This is a genomic window from Oceanospirillum sp., from assembly GCF_982874595.1.
This window is the reverse complement of sequence record NZ_CEYNZH010000018.1, coordinates 38226-57405: the sequence shown is the minus strand read 5'-3', so window position 1 is coordinate 57405 and position 19180 is coordinate 38226. Positions and strand designations below refer to the sequence as shown.

18 protein-coding genes are annotated in these 19180 nt (G+C 48.3%); 2 read left to right on the top strand and 16 right to left on the bottom strand.

Annotation, left to right across the window (positions count from 1 at the left end; genetic code table 11):
- Nucleotides 1-213: 213 nt before the first annotated feature.
- Both AC4GL5_RS10060 and AC4GL5_RS10055 read right to left on the bottom strand, forming a co-directional pair.
- On the bottom strand, nt 214-1140 hold the full coding sequence (locus AC4GL5_RS10060) for an electron transfer flavoprotein subunit alpha/FixB family protein (protein WP_490381834.1): 927 nt from the start codon (nt 1138-1140) through the stop codon (nt 214-216).
- Between the two features lie 2 nt (nt 1141-1142).
- Nucleotides 1143-1892 (bottom strand): electron transfer flavoprotein subunit beta/FixA family protein, encoded by a 750-nt coding sequence (locus AC4GL5_RS10055; protein ID WP_490382647.1) that lies wholly within the window; start codon nt 1890-1892, stop codon nt 1143-1145.
- Between the two features lie 493 nt (nt 1893-2385).
- Here AC4GL5_RS10055 and AC4GL5_RS10050 point away from each other — a divergent pair, with 493 nt between their 5' ends.
- On the top strand, nt 2386-4023 hold the full coding sequence (locus AC4GL5_RS10050) for an electron transfer flavoprotein-ubiquinone oxidoreductase (protein WP_490382649.1): 1638 nt from the start codon (nt 2386-2388) through the stop codon (nt 4021-4023).
- Between the two features lie 66 nt (nt 4024-4089).
- Here the strand turns inward: AC4GL5_RS10050 and AC4GL5_RS10045 are convergent, their stop codons facing one another.
- The 8 genes from AC4GL5_RS10045 to AC4GL5_RS10010 all read right to left on the bottom strand — a co-directional run bounded on the left by AC4GL5_RS10045 (nt 4090) and on the right by AC4GL5_RS10010 (nt 12650).
- Entirely contained in the window at nt 4090-5847 is a 1758-nt protein-coding gene (locus tag AC4GL5_RS10045) for a sensor histidine kinase (protein WP_490382646.1), read from the bottom strand.
- Between the two features lie 70 nt (nt 5848-5917).
- Entirely contained in the window at nt 5918-6532 is a 615-nt protein-coding gene (locus AC4GL5_RS10040) for an acyl carrier protein phosphodiesterase (protein ID WP_490382645.1), read from the bottom strand.
- Nucleotides 6533-6550: 18 nt separating this feature from the next.
- Nucleotides 6551-8860, bottom strand: coding sequence for an ATP-dependent helicase (locus AC4GL5_RS10035; RefSeq protein WP_490382644.1), 2310 nt, complete (start codon nt 8858-8860; stop codon nt 6551-6553).
- Nucleotides 8861-8980: 120 nt separating this feature from the next.
- The gene (locus tag AC4GL5_RS10030) at nt 8981-9544 is read right to left on the bottom strand and encodes a DUF1285 domain-containing protein (protein WP_490382643.1); all 564 of its coding nucleotides are present in this window, start codon (nt 9542-9544) and stop codon (nt 8981-8983) included.
- 320 nt (nt 9545-9864) lie between these two features.
- Complete coding sequence (locus AC4GL5_RS10025) at nt 9865-10215, bottom strand: histone-like nucleoid-structuring protein, MvaT/MvaU family (RefSeq protein ID WP_490382642.1); 351 nt, start codon at nt 10213-10215, stop codon at nt 9865-9867.
- Between the two features lie 303 nt (nt 10216-10518).
- A complete protein-coding gene (locus AC4GL5_RS10020) occupies nt 10519-11412 on the bottom strand; it encodes a radical SAM protein (RefSeq protein ID WP_490382641.1) in 894 nt (297 codons plus the stop codon).
- Complete coding sequence (locus AC4GL5_RS10015) at nt 11412-12065, bottom strand: TetR/AcrR family transcriptional regulator (RefSeq protein ID WP_490382640.1); 654 nt, start codon at nt 12063-12065, stop codon at nt 11412-11414. The genes AC4GL5_RS10020 and AC4GL5_RS10015 overlap by 1 nt, the downstream gene beginning before the upstream one ends.
- Before the next feature lie 264 nt (nt 12066-12329).
- Nucleotides 12330-12650 (bottom strand): hypothetical protein, encoded by a 321-nt coding sequence (locus AC4GL5_RS10010; protein WP_490382639.1) that lies wholly within the window; start codon nt 12648-12650, stop codon nt 12330-12332.
- Nucleotides 12651-12960: 310 nt separating this feature from the next.
- On the opposite strand from AC4GL5_RS10010, the gene AC4GL5_RS10005 reads away from it, so the two are divergent.
- Nucleotides 12961-13995, top strand: a complete 1035-nt coding sequence (locus AC4GL5_RS10005) for a YiiX/YebB-like N1pC/P60 family cysteine hydrolase (RefSeq protein ID WP_490382638.1) — start codon at nt 12961-12963, stop codon at nt 13993-13995.
- A gap of 84 nt (nt 13996-14079) precedes the next feature.
- Here AC4GL5_RS10005 and AC4GL5_RS10000 read toward each other — a convergent pair whose 3' ends face one another.
- The 6 genes from AC4GL5_RS10000 to pabC all read right to left on the bottom strand — a co-directional run bounded on the left by AC4GL5_RS10000 (nt 14080) and on the right by pabC (nt 19093).
- Nucleotides 14080-14877 (bottom strand): TatD family hydrolase, encoded by a 798-nt coding sequence (locus tag AC4GL5_RS10000; protein WP_490382637.1) that lies wholly within the window; start codon nt 14875-14877, stop codon nt 14080-14082.
- A gap of 60 nt (nt 14878-14937) precedes the next feature.
- Nucleotides 14938-15294, bottom strand: coding sequence for a PilZ domain-containing protein (locus tag AC4GL5_RS09995; protein WP_490382636.1), 357 nt, complete (start codon nt 15292-15294; stop codon nt 14938-14940).
- 34 nt (nt 15295-15328) lie between these two features.
- Nucleotides 15329-16339 (bottom strand): DNA polymerase III subunit delta', encoded by a 1011-nt coding sequence (locus tag AC4GL5_RS09990; RefSeq protein ID WP_490382635.1) that lies wholly within the window; start codon nt 16337-16339, stop codon nt 15329-15331.
- 64 nt (nt 16340-16403) lie between these two features.
- Nucleotides 16404-17057: a dTMP kinase gene (gene tmk / locus AC4GL5_RS09985; RefSeq protein WP_490382634.1), complete on the bottom strand. Its 654-nt coding sequence runs from the start codon at nt 17055-17057 to the stop codon at nt 16404-16406.
- A 36-nt stretch (nt 17058-17093) separates the two neighbouring features.
- A complete protein-coding gene (mltG, locus tag AC4GL5_RS09980; protein ID WP_490382633.1) occupies nt 17094-18152 on the bottom strand; it encodes an endolytic transglycosylase MltG in 1059 nt (352 codons plus the stop codon).
- A gap of 68 nt (nt 18153-18220) precedes the next feature.
- Nucleotides 18221-19093, bottom strand: coding sequence for an aminodeoxychorismate lyase (gene pabC, locus AC4GL5_RS09975; protein ID WP_490382632.1), 873 nt, complete (start codon nt 19091-19093; stop codon nt 18221-18223).
- Between the last annotated feature and the right edge of the window lie 87 nt (nt 19094-19180).

Here is a 19180-nt window from a genome sequence, read left to right as displayed (position 1 = left end):
TGGCTGGCGTGCCATTAAGGCACTTCTGAGCCAGAGCTATTTTGAGTGAGCGGCTGTACTTCGCCATAAAAAGAACCCCCAATGTTGGGTGTCCAACTATTGGGGGTCACTTCACAGGATATTCCTGCGGGGGCTTTCTGTGTTCCGACTGCCTGTAAAGATGTTAGACAGCCTGCGATTGAACACGTCTGAAAAGGTGACAGTAAGCAGAACTTACAGTTTACCTTCCAGCTCAGGCAGTGCGGTGAACAGGTCACCCACCAGACCGTAGTCTGCTACCTGGAAGATCGGCGCTTCTTCATCTTTGTTGATGGCGACGATCACTTTAGAGTCTTTCATACCGGCCAGGTGCTGAATCGCACCAGAGATGCCCACCGCGATATACAGCTCAGGCGCAACGATTTTACCGGTCTGACCCACCTGCATATCGTTCGGTACGAAGCCTGCATCAACGGCTGCACGGGATGCACCAACCGCGGCACCCAGCTTGTCAGCCACCTTGTTCAGCAGTTCAAAGTTTTCACCGTTGCCCATACCACGGCCACCGGAGATCACCACTTTCGCAGCCGTCAGCTCAGGACGGTCAGATTTCGCCAGCTCTTCGCCAACGAATGCAGACTTACCGGCATCCTGTGCATTGTCCAGAGATTCAACCGCAGCAGAACCGTCAGCAGCAACTGCGTCAAAACCCGTACCACGAACCGTGATCACTTTGATTGCGTCTTCAGACTGAACCGTCGCAATCGCGTTACCGGCGTAGATAGGACGCTTAAAGGTATCCGCCGATTCAACGGCAATGATGTCAGAGATCTGAGCCACATCCAGCAGCGCAGCAACCCGTGGCATGATGTTTTTGCCGTTGGACGTCGCAGGCGCCAGGATGTGAGAGAAATCTTTACCAAGATCGGCTACAAGCAGAGAGACGTTTTCAGCCAGCAGATGCTCGTAAGCAGCGTTGTCAGCAACAACCACTTTTGCAACGCCGTTCAGTTTTGCAGCTTCTTCAGCCGCCGCACCACAGTTGCTGCCGGCAACCAGTACCGTGATATCGCCACCGATCTGCTGAGCAGCTGCAACTGTATTTGCAGTAGCACCCACCAGAGCGGCATTGTTGTGATCAGCTACGACTAAGATACTCATGATCAGATCACCTTCGCTTCGTTTTTCAGTTTTTCTACCAGCTCGTCTACGCTGCCCACTTTGATACCCGCGCTGCGTTCTGCAGGTGGCTCAACTTTCAGGGTCTTCACTTTAGACGCTACATCAACACCCAGATCAGCCGGGGTCTTAACATCCAGCGGCTTACGCTTGGCTTTCATGATGTTAGGCAGAGACGCATAACGGGGCTCGTTCAGACGCAGGTCTGTGGTCACGATAGCAGGCAGATTCAGTGCCACTGTCTGCAGACCGCCGTCGATCTCACGGGTCACGTTTACTTTTTCGCCATCAACAGCGACTTCAGAAGCAAACGTACCCTGAGGCATACCTGTCAGTGCACCCAGCATCTGACCGGTCTGGTTGTTATCCGAATCGATAGACTGTTTACCCAGAACCACCAGACCCGGCTGCTCTTCTTCAACCAGTTTAGCCAGCAGTTTGGCAACGCCCAGAGAGTCTACTTTGTCTGCAGTCTCAATCTGGATCGCGCGGTCTGCACCCAGCGCCAGTGCAGTACGCAACTGCTCCTGAGCTTCTTTAGGGCCAACAGAAACCACAACGATCTCCGTTGCGATACCTTTCTCTTTCAGACGAACCGCTTCTTCCACTGCAATTTCGCAGAATGGGTTCATCGCCATTTTCACATTGGTCAGATCAACGTCAGAGTTGTCCGCTTTAACACGAATTTTGACGTTGTAGTCAATGACTCGTTTGACAGCAACTAATACCTTCATAGATTCCTCGTTCTTTATAAACGGTAACGTGACGAGCTTTCACTGGCAGTAATTAACGTTTAATTAAGTTGTTAATCCTGCCACATCTTTTGGGCAACGTAACTTTTAAGCATAGGGGTTGCAATAGATAAGCTACGTTGCCGGAATTCGTTTCAAACGAGCGTTTGCTGCACTCGCAATCCCATAATGACTATTTTTTGAGTTTAGGTCAAATTCCTTTATAAACTGACTAGTCACAATTTAGTCGCTATACTTGCTGCACCGCATTAAACGCTCAGTTTAATTTATCTGCTGCGTTTTAGTCTCGTCCGGACAAGCTGTAATCGGCCAGAGGCCTACCCTTGGTTAAAATAGGGGTTGACCAGAAGCAAACGTCCGTTTTAAATGAGACCATAAAATAATTACATGCGCTGATATTAGGTTGTTTGCATCTATATAGGCAGCACCAAGGCGCACTACGCTGTTTGAGGAGTGTATCGTGGAAAGAGAAGCGATGGAGTTCGATGTTGTAATCGTTGGCGCAGGCCCTGCAGGCCTTTCAGCGGCGATTCGCCTGATGCAACAGGCTAACGACGCCAGTCAGGAATTGACCGTCTGTGTGGTGGAAAAAGGCTCTGAAGTAGGTGCCCACATTCTGTCCGGCGCAGTGATCGAACCAACAGCTTTAAACGAGTTGATTCCTGACTGGAAAGAGAAAGAAGCTCCTCTGCTGACGGCTGTGACCAAAGATCAGGTTGTGATGCTGAAAGACAGCAACAACGCCAAGACTTTCCCGAACGCTATTGTGCCTAAAAACATGCACAACGATGGCAATTACATTGCCTCACTGGGCAATGTTTGCCGCTGGCTGGCAACCCAGGCTGAAGAGCTGGGTGTTGAGATTTTCCCGGGCTTTGCCGCCGCCGAACCTCTGATTGAAGACGGCGTGGTTAAAGGTGTCATTACCGGTGATATGGGTGTTGCTGCTGACGGCAGTGAAAAGCCAGGCATGTATATGCCGGGTATGGAACTGCGCGCCAAGTACACCATCTTCTCTGAAGGGAGCCGTGGCCATCTGGGCAAACAGCTGATCAGTCAGTTCAAACTGGATGAAGGCAAAGATCCTCAGCACTACGGTATCGGTATTAAAGAGCTGTGGGATATCGATCCGGCGAAACATCAGCCAGGTCTTGTGGTACACGGTTCCGGCTGGCCTCTGAGCGAAAATGGCGCCAGCGGTGGTTTCTTCCTGTATCACGCCGAGAACAATCAGGTAGTTGTCGGTCTGATTACCGACCTGAACTACGACAACCCGATGCTTAGTCCGTTTGACGAGTTCCAGCGTATGAAGCACCACCCGGAGCTGAAACAGCATCTTGAAGGCGGCAAACGCGTCTCTTACGGTGCCCGTGCGATCACAAAAGGTGGCTACAACTGCCTGCCTAAGATGACGTTCCCGGGTGGTATTCTGGTGGGTTGTGATGCGGGTACGCTGAACTTCTCCAAGATCAAGGGCACGCACACCGCGATGAAGTCCGGCATGATCGCAGCAGAAACTATTTTCGAAGCGGTGAAAGGCGGCGACGAAGGTGGTCAGGAACTGACCGCATTCACCAGCGCATGGGAAAAATCCTGGGCCTTTAAAGAACTGTATGCGACCCGCAACTTCGGCCCTGCAATGCATAAGTTTGGCCCTATGCTGGGCGGTGCATTTAACTTTATCGACCAGAACCTGTTCAGTATTCCTGTAACGCTGCATGACACCCATGAAGATTACGCCATGCTGAAACCGGCATCTGACGTGCAGCCGATTGACTATCCGAAACCGGATGGCGTGCTCAGCTTCGACAAGCTGTCTTCTGTGTTCCTGTCGAACACTAACCATGAAGAAGATCAGCCATGCCACCTGAAGCTGAAGGATGAAACCATCCCTCTGCAGGTTAACCTGCCGAAGTGGGCCGAGCCTGCGCAGCGCTTCTGCCCAGCGGGTGTTTACGAAGTAGTGAAAGATGAGGAAACCGGTGCTGACCGCTTCCAGATCAACTCACAGAACTGCGTACACTGTAAGACCTGTGATATTAAAGACCCATCCCAGAACATTACCTGGGTAACGCCGGAAGGTGCGGGTGGTCCTAACTATCCGAATATGTAGGTTGCAGCTCCGTTGACAAAAAAGGGAAAGCGATGCTTTCCCTTTTTTTATATCCCTGTAAAAGTCTCAGATTCTTGGCATCTTAATAGTGAAACCACTACCACCTTTTTCTTGGCTCTGATAAGTAATATCACCACCAAAAGCCCTGATCTTTTTTCGCGCCATAAAGAGTCCAAGGCCAACCCCTTCAATATTTGGCAGAAGATCAAAATGCAGTCGTGAAAAAGGCTGAAAAAGCTGTTTTTCCTTCTCTGGCGGAATACCGATACCATCGTCGATAACCTGAATCAGCACATGCTGCCCATCATCTGAAAACATGGCTTTTAATTCGACTGCCCCACCGGGTTGGGTGTATTGCAACGCATTGTCCAACAAAACCCTGAAAACCTCCTGTACGATATCGGTAGGAATTGGGCTTATGACTTCCCGATCCAGCCCGGAACTCAGCAGCTGAATCGACTTTTGAGCGGCCTGAATGTGATAACGCTCACCCATTGTTCTCAGAGTAAACAAAGGGTCGCACTGCCCCTGCCGACCCTGAGCAAGACTGTCGTCTATCGTTGTCAACTGCAGGGTCTGGTCAACAATTTCCGTCAGTCGTCCACTGGCTTTAAGGATCTCTTGCAAGAGATCCAGCTGTTCCGGGTCTGCAATCTCTTCCTGTAACAGCTGGGTAAAACCTGAGATCGCATTTAAAGGGGTTCTCATCTCATGGCTCATCTGACGACTGAAACGGGTTTTCTCTTCACTGGCACTCTGAACCTGAGCCAAAGCTTCATAAAGCTCATGAGTTCGGGCTTCTACCTGATCTTCCAACTGATTCCTGTGGGCTTCAAGTTGCGCTTCCGCTTCTTTGCGGGCCTGAATTTCCTGATCCAGTAGCTGCCCACCTTTTCGAACACGGCTGACATACCAGATAAAACATAAGCCAATCACCAATAACATAACCAGCATATTCGGGCTGATCGCATCGTAAACCTGATCCACTGAAAATAACGGGAACCAAGTCAGTTCTGCTAAGGGAATACCCTGAATATTCATCAGAGGAATCCCGGCTTGCTTTACATCAGACCGTTGAGACCTCTCATAGATTGGCAACCCGGACTCGGTCGAAGAAGCGGAATCAGAACCCCACAACACCAGATGAAGACCTGTTGCCTGCTTATGCCGACTCAACTCATCCAGAACAGCCTGGTCAATTCGTTTCAACAAGATAAGAGCGACCCTGTCGTTCGCATTAGGCCTATAGCCCTCTTTATCTGATGTCACCAATGCCCCGTGTAAGGAATACAAGTCATCATTAAAGCGGAAGAATGACGAACGGGGACTCGCGGGCACCTCCCGCCAGCTGTTCATTAAGCGCGGCATAACCTGATCCCGCCAAAGCGCCTCCTCGAGAGAGGCTTGCACAACCCTACTTTGGGGAAGTTGGCTATAAGTCTGCCACCAGATAATCTTGCCGCTCTGATCCAGCAGTAAGCTAACCGCTAATTCAAAAGGCTTGATAAGGTTTTCTCCAACCTCTCTTTTCGCCCACTCATTATCTAACTGTTCGGAAAAATGGAGTGTTTCATCCCAATGGGCATAATCGCTCAAAACCAGATTGAGATTATTCTGCTTTTCTTCCAGTGTCATCTGCATGGTTTGCTCTGAAAGCTCTGCCACTATTTCCATCTGGCGGGTTCGGGCATCAGACAGACTCCAGGCAAACATAAGAGCACCAAGTAAAACAATAAGCGCAACGGGATAGGCCAGACTCAGAAAACGTTGACTGGATGAAGCATGTTGAATAACAGGGTGTTTATTCTGTGGAGAGATATTCATTCATTCTCGCTTAGCCGCAATCAAATGCAGGACAACAGAAATGCTATTTTTTCTGATTGAACTGAAGCGGTTAAGGTAGATTCCAAACGGGCTGCTGTAATAACTCTTCCATAAGCATGGGGAACACCCGACTCAACTCAGATTCAAGTCTTGGAATCTCAACAAAGGCTTCAGCCAACTTATTTTTACGTCGCATCCGTTGCGACATACCCGCTAGAGATCGGCGGATATGATCAGCTTTAGTATAGGAAACCAGCCAGTCATTTTTCACCATATAATGCACCATATGCTGCATAGAATCCGGCTGAAAATCACGATATTGCATCAAAAGCTTATATTGGCGGGACGCAAAAACCGGCAGAGCGTTATCTGAGTAGTCCCCCCAGGATCGGGCCAGAAGATGATCCCAGGCCATATCCAGCACAATGCCCGCATAGCGGCGGTACTCTCTGGAAAACAGTTCCCGCAGCCCGACAATAAGAGGCGAATGATCCACGGTACGATCAATATGACGGTGGTAGCGAATTCCGGCCAGTAAATCCTCAGAAAAAACCTCTGAACAACGCTGGGGCAGAAACTCTAACGCGCTGTCTGCAGGCCCCTTGATATGATCCGCCATCAGATTCCCCAGACGAAAGGCCTCTCCTTGCTCACCAGCAAGAAAAGCATGAGCCAGATAATTCATACCCTCAACCTCCGAACTTTAACTGGCAAGCCGTTTGATCGGCGCTCTTTCAGCCAGCAATACCTTAACGCCCTGATCGAAGCGTACTGTGATTCGGGTTTGAGCTCCGGCTTCAATATGAGTTAACTCCCCTCGCCCAAAGATCTCATGCTCAATCTGATCACCAATCCGATAGAAGGTGCTCTGCTCTGATCTTGGTGACAAACGTCTCCGAGAGGGCTCAGGCTCATTTTTCTGAACAGGCCGGGCACTCACTTTAACACTCTCAAAACCACAGGCCGACAAATACTGTCGGGTCAGCCCGACATTCTCAACCTTAAGCTCTGTATCATCAGTGACATCTGATTTGAGATGGCCGGCAACAAGACGACTGTCTTCCAGATTCATCTCAGCGACAAAACGGCTGGAACGCTTTTTACGCTCATCAGAAAGACCGTGATCAGTCAGTAACCAAAGCGTCTCACGTGCCCGGGTCATCGCGACATAAAAAAGACGCCGCTCACTCTCCTCAGTTTTTTCATCGAAATCGGCAACATTCTGATAGCAGGGGAAGCTTCCTTCCGTGAGTCCCGCCAGAACCACATGAGGCCACTCCAGACCTTTAGCACCATGCACCGTGGTAATAGTGATGGCGTCACCATGATCGCTCTGACTGGCACCAGACTGCTTCTGCTGTTCAATATGATTCAACAACTGAGTAACACTCATCCTCTGCTGACGAATATAATTGACGAATGCCTGCAGCGTTTGTTTTCGCTCCTGCGCCTGATCCTTAGTTGCAGCCGCCTTGTCGATCAGATCATAGGCATCTGTCTCCTGAAGCAGCCGAACCGCCAGAGGACCAACGGGCTGCTCTGCTGGTTGCCTTTGCAGCTCTAAAAGCAAACCCAAACGCTTCTTCAAACGCTTTGCGGTATAAGGCTTAAGATCCATACCCGCAACAATCTCATCCGGATTCAGACCATAATGCAGAACCTGCTGCTGAATCCCCTGTTGTTCTCCCTGGCTAAGAAACAGAGGCGGAAAGCTTAACATCTGCCCCAACGCCTCAGCGTTAATTTCAGCATTGGCTTCGCCTGCTGCTAGTTGCAAATAGGCAAGAAACTGACTTACCAGTGGCAGATTAAAAACAAAATATCCCTGCTGGTGCAGGCGAAATGGAATCTGCTGCTGTAGAAACACTAACTGAATCGGTACGCTCAACGCCCAGCTTCTGACTAAAACCGCGACACTGGCCGCGCCCGATTGATGCAGTACAGGTTGAATATGGCTCACCAGCTGGCTGAGCTCTGATAACACCTGAACCTGAGTATCCTGATGCTTCGGGGTAGCCAAGCAAAGACCCGCATCACGGTTCTTATTACGACCGATCAGATGGTTCGCAGCCAGCGCCAGCGTTGCGCCATAGCGGAACGAATACGACAACGGATAACTCACCGGCTGCTGAAACTGCAGAGCGAAATCCCGCAACATAAACTCCGGCCGCGCACCACGCCATTCGTAAATACACTGATCCACATCACCGACAACCATTACCCTGGCCCGCTCTCCCGCAAGAATACTAAGCAGGAATTGTTGGATGCTGTTGATATCCTGATACTCATCAACAATAACATGATCAAGGTGATTACTAATGCGCGCTTCAAGCTCAGGATGGGCCAAAACGGCCATAGCAGGCCTGTAAAGCAGATCGGAGAAAGTCATGACACCTTCCCGCGCCAGAATCTGTTCCAGCTGATCAAAAGCTTCGATGAAGTAGTTCTGATCATCCGGTAAACCGAGCAAACGGAACTGATCATTGGGTGTTTCCAGGTCGGCCTTTACACGCTCAACAAACTGCATAAACGCTTCAAGATGGTCCTTATCCAACGCTTTACGTCGGGTAGCCTGGTCCGCATTGGGTAACGCCTGATTGATCCCCTGACGAACCAGTTTCTCGTAGGGCCAGCCCTCTCGCACCAGATGCCTGGGCTGTAGGATTCCCCAACGCACAAGACTTTCACAAAGTTTATGGCCGATCGAGTGGAAGGTTCTGATATCCGGCTTGGGATAATGCACCTGCTGACGCTGATACTCCCTTTGCAGCTTAGCTTCAAAGTCGACCCGGGCAGAACGGTTATACATGAGCACCAGAACACGGCGCGGCTCATAGCCCTGAGACAGTAAAAACAAGACCCTGTGCACAAGTGTTGTGGTTTTACCTGAGCCGGCAACGGCCATTACCCGCGCATGCTCATTGCCATGGCGCACCACACATTGCTGCTGGGATGTCAGGTGCAGAGGTGCGGAAAAAATATTCACCGGGTCAGACTGTAAAGATTGGGACACAGAATCTCTCAAAACTTAGCTCTCAGGCCTGAAAGGAAAAGTACCTGAGCAAAAAACAGATAGTGTGATAATCCCTGAAACAGATTTCCGGGATTATCAGACAGCCAACATGACGGAGCCTTATTCCGGCAACTCACCTAATGACCAGTAGCGACCATCACTCTTCAGACCGAGATAAGTTTTACCTTTATCATCAAATGGCTCAGCTTCTTCAATCAACTGATAAAACAGGTTTCTGTGCAGACGCCCCATAAGACCTGAACGCACCTGCAGGTAGGGTTCAGGTTCACCGGATTCAGACACTGAGACAGTCAGTGGATGCCCTTCATCTAAAAGAACCTCATCACCGACATTGGTTACAAAACGGAGCTTATTGTCCAAGGGCTCAAGTTGCTGAGTAATTATAAAAGGAACATCTTCGACCTGAATACCAACCTTCTCCACAGGTGTTACCAGAAAATAATGGTCACCCTCGCGTTTTAAAATAGTAGAGAACATGCGTACCAGTGCAGCCCGACCTATTGGCGATCCCATATAGAACCATTGACCATCTCTGGCGATACGCATATCAATATCACCGCAAAAGTCCGGATTCCACTTCTCAACCGGAGGAAGACCTTTTTCCCCAGTGTTTTTATCGATGTGCTGAGCCAATTGTGCCGGTGAAAAGCTGCCGGATAGCATAATCTCTCTCCTGTAATTGCTTGCCGATATTTTAACGTAGTGACCGGAAAAAAGCTGTGTCTGACAAGAGATCAGCAAATAATAGGAAGCCACTATAACCATAAAGATAAAAAGGATTACTCTCAGGAGAACAGATCAATAATCTGAATCCTCTCAAGGACGAATCCCGATCCCACTGGCGATTAGCAGCAAATAATCGATATGAGAAAACCGATTATTCATAGTAGACAGACATAAAAAAAGCAGCCAAAGGCTGCTTTTTTCATCACAAAGCAAGCTTTGCAATGTCAATATGAGAAATTACCTCATACGTACTTAACTCAGGAAATTTTCCAGCTCTGCACAGTCTCTTTACCGTACTTCTGGATCCATTCCTGATAATCCTTCTGACGACCACCACGAACAGTAATCTGCTCACCGGTCTGAGGGTTTTTATAAACACTTGGCGTACGCTTACGACGGGATTTACCCGCGTCAGCAGCATCATCATCACCAGCAAAGAGGGCCAGCAGGTCAGATTCAGACTTATCAAACTGCTTCAGTACATCTTCAATAGCAGTTTTAAAAGCCAACTCCTGCTTCAGCTCTTGTTTTTCTTCCATCGCCTGCAGTTCTTCCTGCAGCTGACGCATTAGACGTTCTTTCTCACGATATTTATTGATAATAGACATTACTATTCTCTTCTTAACATACAGGTGTTGGGGTAATTTAGGTTTCTTATCTCAGGCAAGATTACGCAGTGACGTGTCTAAACATTACTTACGTGCGTAACTGTCATTCAGACCACCATAACTGATTTGAAAAAAATCCATCAGCAGCGGACCAGACTTTGAAGACCCTTTCGATACGCCTGAAAAAGAAGCTTTAATGCAACTTATACTAATAGTGCTTATAAGGAATTACAAGAACTAATAAACATCATAAAAGCAGAACCAAAAATTAGTCGGAATTTATTAAACAGCAGAGGTTATTTATTAAATATTTTTCAGGGCAATATCTGAAAAATGTTCACTATGGATCATCGCCTGATCAATCTGATTCAGCATCGTCGTTTTATCTCGGCCTAATGTACCTTTCAAAACCAATCGATTAGAAATATGATCAGAACGAAAGACCGTTGATGTCAGGTTTAGTTCAGAAATAAAACGATGCATTTCGGCAAATAGTTCTTTGTTATTTAATTCCGTAAAAGAAGGTCCAAAATCATCTTTGAAACGCTTGGAACCTCGGTGGAAAGTCAGAACCAAGGTGGAGAGATAATCAGACTGGGCCTGATTGATCAGCCGGGCAGAATTGACAGCATGTTGTTCTGTCAGTTCCGTCCCTCCCAGACCATTCAACACCATGACAGAGCTTTTAATGCCAGCCTGCTTTATTTTTTCCAGAGCCTGTAAAGTCGATTCAGCCGTTTCACCCTTTTTAATTCGGGTTAATACTTCATCATCACCGGACTCAACGCCAACATACAGGATAGATAACCCATTATTTTTTAACTCAATTAATTCATCCACACTCTTACGGGCTACATTTCTGGGCAAACAATAAGCCCCTACCCGTCGCAGTTCAGGAAACGCCTGATTAAGTGCTTTTAAAATCGTCAGTAAACGGCGGGACGACAAGACCATGGCATCACCATCCGCCAGAAACACTCGGCTAACACCCATAAGCTGCTGACCTGAGCGTTCAATATCAGCCAGAACATCCGCTTCTTTTCGGGCTGAGAATTTTTTCTGGGGATCGGTATACATTTCGCAAAAGCTGCATTGGTTCCAGCTGCAGCCATTAGTTACCGGCAGGATAAAAGATTTGGCCTCACTGGGAGGCCGGTACACAGGTTCAATATACTGGACAGGAAAATCACTAAACATCAGGACTCCTCCCGATTACGACCTCGCTGGCCACGATTGCCCATACGCACACCAATCTCCATCAGGAAGGTAAAGAACTCGTCTTTATCCTGGATCACTTCCTGGAAAAAACGTGACTGATACAGAGCCGCTGCGCCATGCACCAGAGCCCAATGCGCGCAATAATGGAAATATGAAGGCACATCTTCCAGCTTGTTCTCATCAATGCGGGCAGAAATCAGATCCGTCAGACTCTCCAGATTACGGGCGCGGAACTTATGCAGCTCATCCAGCATATCGGAATCACCAGAGGATTTGGTAAGCTTTTCTTCCAACCGGGAGAAAAGCAAGTACTTCCCCGGGTCCTGCATACGAAATTCAAAATATGCACGTGACAGCGCTTCTTTATCTTCAGAAATTTTCGGGGATTGGAACAGGTCAGCAAGATCTTTTTCATAATCCAGCATCAGGCGCAGATAAATTTCAGATTTGCTGCGAAAATGCTTATAAATAGTCCCCTTACCTATGCCTACATGATCAGCAATCATTTCAACGGTGACGCGATCTTCACCGTGCTCCAGAAACAACTCGAGAGCTGCATCCAGAATATTCGCTTCACGCTGGCGAAACTCCTGTACTTTGCGCGCTTGTTTTTCCACTGCTGACAAGGTCATAACATCTACTGCCTAACAAATACACATCTGTTGAATTACCAGCACCCTGACGATTTAAGGTACCGATACCTGTTAACGCAACCCCTATGCTGCGCTGCACACAATACCATTTCGCACTTATTTTGACCAGATTCTTTTTTTCAGTCACATTTTAACAGTTAATTAAACACAAATAAAAAACCCTGTGCCTTTATCTAAGCACAGGGTCCGAATTGCTGTTTTAGTATCGATAATCCAAAGAGCAAAAAAGCCTCTACATCCTAATCACTCTCTCTTAGTATGTGACAGATGTCCTAATTGGTGTGCGATTGTGCCTAATGGAATATGGATCAACTTAGGATGGGCTTCCAGCTCTGGGTTCATAACATGTACACCACCTGCTTTAAGCACACATTGAAGGCTGATCTCACTGATATCTGAAAAAACCAACTCATTACGATCATCCCGAATCGTCAGCAATCCGCGGTGATCAATAAAAACTCTGGCAGCAGCCACATCAAAATCAGGACCAACTTTAGGCAACAAAACTCGATTGAATGCTGGACGGGCAATAATTTCAAACTGATCGACCTGATATGTTTTCATGCCGAATCCTCCGTGTTTGTTTTTTTATAGTCATTTTCACGTCACAATTTCAGTATATGCTCTGACAGCCCTGCTATTATGACGCTTTGATGAATTTATTCCCTGTGCCATCCCGAGGTTGATACCCGTCACTATTCCATCTCTATCCCTTAACGATTCCTGAACGCTCCAATATTTGCATTTCTTTCCGCTATATCTGACAGCCAGCCAGATATAGCTTACTCTTAAGTTAGAACTCGATTGTCCTGACACTTTTCTGACCGCGTAATACCTGCTGTACCGAACAAACTAAATCGCGGAGGATACTGCGATGAAAATAACGAAAATGACCCGGCCTATTGTCAACTGGCTGACACAGCAAAGACCTGCCCCTGAATTTCCACTATCGGATTTCGAGCGTATTCGATATGAAGTCCGCCCCTGTGATGTCCTTCTGATAGAAGGCCGCTCACGGGTAAGTGACGTGATCAAGATGATTACCCAGAGCACTTGGTCTCATGCCGCACTCTATCTTGGCCGAATACACGATATCGAAGACCCGGAACTACGTAATACATTAAGCGAGCTTTTCCCCTATAGCCCTGACACTCAGCTAATCGTGGAGTCAGAATTAGGTCTGGGAACCGTTGTGCGCGATCTGGCCAGCTACAAACAAGACCATATTCGAATCTGCCGTCCACGAGGAATCAGTCACAAAGACTGTCAACAGATGATCCATTACGCCATCAGCCAGCTGGGCAAAGAATACGATGTGCGTCAAATTCTGGATCTGGCGAGATTTCTTTTTCCTTGGTGGATTATGCCAAGACGTTGGCGCTCATCTCTGTTTCAACACAATGCCGGCAAAGCAACCAAAACGGTCTGTTCCACCATGATTGCCGAAGCCTTTGGTTTTATTCAGTTCCCAATTCTGCCTCTTGTTAAGAAAAGCGGTGATCAGGGAATACAGCTATTCCGCCGTAACCCAAAACTTTGCACGCCAAGAGATTTCGATTACTCGCCTTACTTTGAGATTATTAAATACCCCTTCATGGACTTCTCTGATCATGCCAACTACCGCTTACTGCCCTGGCATGGAAAAGGAGTTCTCGATAGCCAGGAAAAATCTATGTACGTCTATCCCGAAGGGCAAACCAGTGATGAGCCCCCGCCAGCATCAATGGAAGACCAGCGGAATAACTCCGTTAGTCATCACCTGAACGAACTCTCCGGGCCAGAAGCTGACTCATCCACCGGCAAAAAAAAGCTCAAAATGAAAAAAGAACCTTTTGTGGCTTTTACCTCCCCCCAAACAGATGCGGACTTCTACGAAGGAGAGATCCCCAGAAGTCAAAATACACACTGAGGTCTGACGGACAGAGCACCATCAAAAAAGCCGGACCTGCGATCAACAGGTCCGGCTTTTAGTCTTTCGGCACAAGGTTAGTCTTTATTCAGAAGCCACTGCTTTGGGGGCCGCTCCTTTAAAAAGACGGAAAAAGTTCGAAGTTGTCTGCATAGCAAGCTCGTCATAAGAAATGCCACGCTGTTCAGCGATAAACTCCGCTACATCACGCACAAACTGAGGCTCACACTTTTTACCACGATGAGGAACCGGTGCCAGATAAGGTGAGTCCGTTTCAACCAGCAGCGAATCCAGCGGGATTTTCTTCGCCACTTCGCGTACCTGATCCGCATTACGGAAGGTGACGATACCTGAGATCGATACATAGTAGCCAAGGGCAATACCGCGGCGCGCCATATCCAGATCTTCGGTAAAGCAGTGCAGGACACCACCGGCATCCGGGCCATATTGCTCCAGCATCTCCAGAGTATCTTCTTTGGCATCACGGGTATGGATAATAACCGGTTTATTCACTTCCTGAGCTGCCAGCAGATGACGTTTAAAGCGCTCCTTCTGCAAGGCTTTGGTTTCAGGGGCATAGTGATAGTCCAACCCGGTTTCACCTACGGCAACAATTAACTCATCTTCTGCTTCTTTAACCAACTCTTCGACAGTAGGCTCATGAGGCAGGTCCTGAAGAGGATGAACGCCAGCAGATGCAAACACCGAAGTGTACTGACGAGCCAAATCTTTCAGCTCTGCCACATCATCCAGAGTCACACTGACTGCCAAAAAATGACTGACACCGCGATCATGGGCAGCCTCAAGAGCCAGATTCAGGTCGCCGTTATAGGGTGAAAGATCCAGTCGATCCAGATGGCAGTGAGAGTCTATCAGGTACATAAATATCCTAAATCAGATCAATCAAAGACGATTACTCGTCAAAAAACATATCGCTCAGACTCAGAGAGTATGGGTCGGATGCTGCGAGTTAAGACTTCCCGCCAGATAACGCTCAATTTTATCCCTCAGAGAGATCTGTTCATCAGAAAACTGCACACCAATGCCTGCCGTTCGGCGACCATGCGCTCCCTGAGGTGTAATCCAAACAACCTGAGCCGTAACCGGAATCCTATCCGGCTCATTCATTAGGTTCAGCATCAAAGATAACTCCTGACCCAAGCGAAAGTTGCCACGGGTTGGCAGGAAAAGCCCCCCATTTTGAAGGAAGGGCATGTAGGCTTCATAAAGCTCATCTTTATTGGTTAAATTAACCACCGCCGCTTTAACCGGTTTATCATCACCTTTAGCCTGAACCATACGCCCAACTCCCTGAACTACAAATTAGAGAGGATTATAGTAACATCTTATCCGCCCAGCGAATAAGCAGGGCTTCCATCGACAGTTGCAGATTAGGATTAGCCCCTGACAGTAACTGTGTACGTAAACGCCCTACATCCTGAAATAACACTCGCGCTTTTTCCAGGCTGGAGGAGTGTTGCCATTGCCGGTAAAGCGGCAGCATATCCGGAAAAGCCAAGTCAGTATCATCCTGAGTAACGATCCAGCGGCACCAGTCACTGAGCCACTGCTGCATCCAGCGCAACGTCCACTTTAAATCGCCTTCGATAAACCCTGGAGCCAGCTCAACAGGATCCCCGCCACGGGTCAGGTTTTCCATGGCAAAAAAAAGCTTATCCCGCTGCTTATGTAGCGCGTCATCGGCCAGCTCCTGAGCTAACAACGGGTTACCCTGAGCCATTTTCAGCAGCTTCTCAGCATGCAGAGCCGCATGACTGGACAAATGACCGCCTAACCAATCCAGTGCCTGCCCCCGATCCGGAATCGGCAGCGAAAATTGTTGGCATCGGCTTTTAATCGTTGGCATGACCGCGCTGAGTCGATGGCTCAACAGAATAAAGAGCACATTGCTACCGGGTTCTTCCAGGTTTTTCAGCAACGCATTTGCAGCATTCATATTCATCGCATCAGCTGGCTGAAGGATAACCACGCGAAAACCACCCTGTTGGGCGGTTTTGCCGGCAAAAGATTGCAACTTGCGTATCTGTTCAATCTTGATCTGCTTACCTTCGCCTTCCGGCATCACCTCTATTAAATCGGGGTGAGTACCGGCATAAAACAGCGAGCAAGAGGGACAGTTACCGCAAGCGGTCTCCCCCGGCTGACGGCATAATAAATAAGCGGCCATCGCTCTGGCCAGATGATATTTGCCAATACCCTGCTCGCCTGCCAACAAGAGCGCATGGGGTAAACGTCCAGAACGATGCTGTCCGATAAGCTGGCTCCAGTAATCCTGTTGCCAGACAAAAGGGATGAGAGGTGAGTCTTTAACAATCTCTGTCATGGAGTATCCCTAATATGCCGTTCTCAAGTATGACTATTTACGAATAGCAGGCTTGCTTTGCTGCTCAGCGACATTGCTGAAAAAAATACTGCAACGCAACAGCAATATCCTGCTGAACGCACTCTAATGTCTGGCTGGCATCTATCACAGCAAAGCGTTCCGGTTCAGCACTGGCTCGGGCCAGATAACCCTGACGAACTCGCTCAAAGAAATCAGATTGTTCCTGCTCAAAACGATCCGTCGTTCCACGCTTATTCATTCGCTGGCGGGCAACATCTGTCGATAGGTCCAGTAAAATAGTCAGATCAGGGCGAACCTGCTCCTGCACCAAGTGTTCAAGCTGAGCGATCCAATCCAGATTCAGACCCCGGGCATAACCCTGATAGGCATAGGTGGCATCGGTAAAACGATCAGAAACGACACAACCACCCCGTTCCAGCTCCGGCAGAATTTTCTGGTCCAGATGCTGGGCACGGGCTGCAAACATCAGCAACAGCTCTGCTTTTTCACTCACCGTTTCTTCGCGCTGACTGAGTAGCAGCTCACGCACCTCTTCCGCCATCGGTGTGCCACCGGGCTCACGGGTCATCAGTGGCTGATGTCCTTGCTCTTCCAGCCACTGCTGAATAAATGCCAGGTTCGTGCTTTTACCAACGCCTTCTGAGCCTTCCAGCGTGATAAAGCATCCCTTTTTCGGGTTCTCTGATTTAGAGGTCATAATAGATCCGACTGAGCCAGTCCTAACCACTCGACGTTACTGCTGAGTATCAGGGGCTGACTGATAATTCTGTTTACGCTTATAGATCTGGTAGTGGCGTACCGCTTGGTTATGCTCTTCCAGAGTCCTGCTGAACTTATGGCTGCCATCGCCACGGGCGACAAAGTAGAGTTCACCTTCTTTCAGGGGATTCAGTGCAGCATGGATGGCATCCTGACCCGGCAATGCGATAGGCGTCGGCGGCAAGCCATTGATTCGATAGGTATTATAAGCCGTTTTCTCTTTCAGGTGACGGCGGGTAATATTGCCCTGATAACGATCACCCAGCCCATAGATCACCGTTGGATCGGTCTGCAGGCGCATGCCTTTTTCCAGACGCTGAACAAAAACCCCTGCAATGCGGGAACGCTCGCTGGGCACCCCCGTCTCCTTTTCAACGATAGAAGCCATAATCAAAGCTTCGTAAGCACTGTTATATGGAAGAGCCGCCTTATCGGCTTTTTGCCACTCTTCTTCTAAAACCCGGTTCATCTTATCGTAAGCGCGTTTCAGAATCTGAAGGTCACTGCCCCCTTTGTGATACTGATAGGTATCCGGGAAAAAGCGCCCTTCGTGGTGTGGAACCTCATTCAGAGGCTTGCCGGAAACCTTCTGCATAATCTGTGGAACGGTCAGGTCGGTCGTTTTCACCGCAAGTTTATCCTGACGCTGCAACAACTGTAGTGCCTCAGCAAAGTTAAGGCCTTCCGGTAATGTAACCTGATATTGAACCGTTTTGCCGGAAGCTAAGAGTGCGAGCAATTCATAGGCATTCAGACCAACCGGAATCTCATACTCCCCCGCTTTCAAAAGTGCTTTTGCAGGGTTAAGTTTGAGCCAGATCTTCAAGGGCCAGACCTCTGGCAAAACATTTCTGGCCTGAAGCTGCGCCATTACCTGATTCGCCCCTAATCCGGACTCCACCTCATACACCATAGGATCTTTAATCGGTAGCGGGCGCTCCAGCAGTTGCTTCCAATACATTACAAAACCAAGAGCAGCGATAACAGCTATCGCTAAAACAGCTCCAATAATCCGGCGATTGAAAAAAGCCATAGTTTTTCCTTAACACTACTTCCGGAGCAACTCCGGCTAAATACAAAATAATTCAGACAAGCAACCCTTCAGATTTCACCAGGAAAGGGTAATGCCAGTTTTTGATGGTAATGCTTCATTAACGCCATGAGTGCCGGATGATCAGAAGAACCCCACTTACGAATCAAGGTATCGTCCGAAGCATTCCATGACGCAATAGGGACAATGCCTCTGACACTGTTACAAATAAAAGCGGCATCAGAGTTCAGCAGGGCATCGGCATCAAGAGAGCTCTCTTTTAATTCCGTAATCCCCGACAGATAACGATCATCAGTGCTTAAGACTTCATCCCGCATAACGCCCTTAACACCACACAGGTTCAACATAGGCGTTAAAAGCCGATTCCCCTGAATAATAAAGAGGTTAGCCATTGTCGCCTCAATCAGGGCTTCACTTTGACTGAACATCAAACCTTCAAAATAGTCATCCTGCCATTCATTCCGAGCCATAACCTGCTCAAGACGGTTCAGATGTTTCATCCCGGCAAGTAAAGGTTGTTCCGATAGTTTAAGCCGGCAGCTACGAACAGCGACACCGTTCAGGTAGTCTTCAGGATCAGTTTCCGGCAACGGAAAGCCCTGCAATATCCACTGACTATACGTTTTATCCGGAGCTCTATAACCACGGCCACCACTACCCCGAGTGACAATTAATTTGGCAACCCCATGTCTGTCAGAAACCACAGTTTTCAAGCCAATCCTGAGCTCTTCTTCTGATAAGGGCGGCGAAATATTAAGACGATGAAGTGACTCAGTGAGTCGATTCCAGTGACGCTCAAAAAGCAACACCTCACCATCAATCACCCTAAAGGTTTCAAAAATGCCATCCCCATAAGCCAAACCTCGATCGGTTATTGGCAGAGTCTTATCGGCAACACCATTAATCAGAGTTTGATAGGTCATAAACCAGCTCAGAAAGAAATCGCAGAGATAAAAAAGGGCCCCGTGGGCCCCTTTTTGTGCAACAACACATGATTGCTCAGAACAATC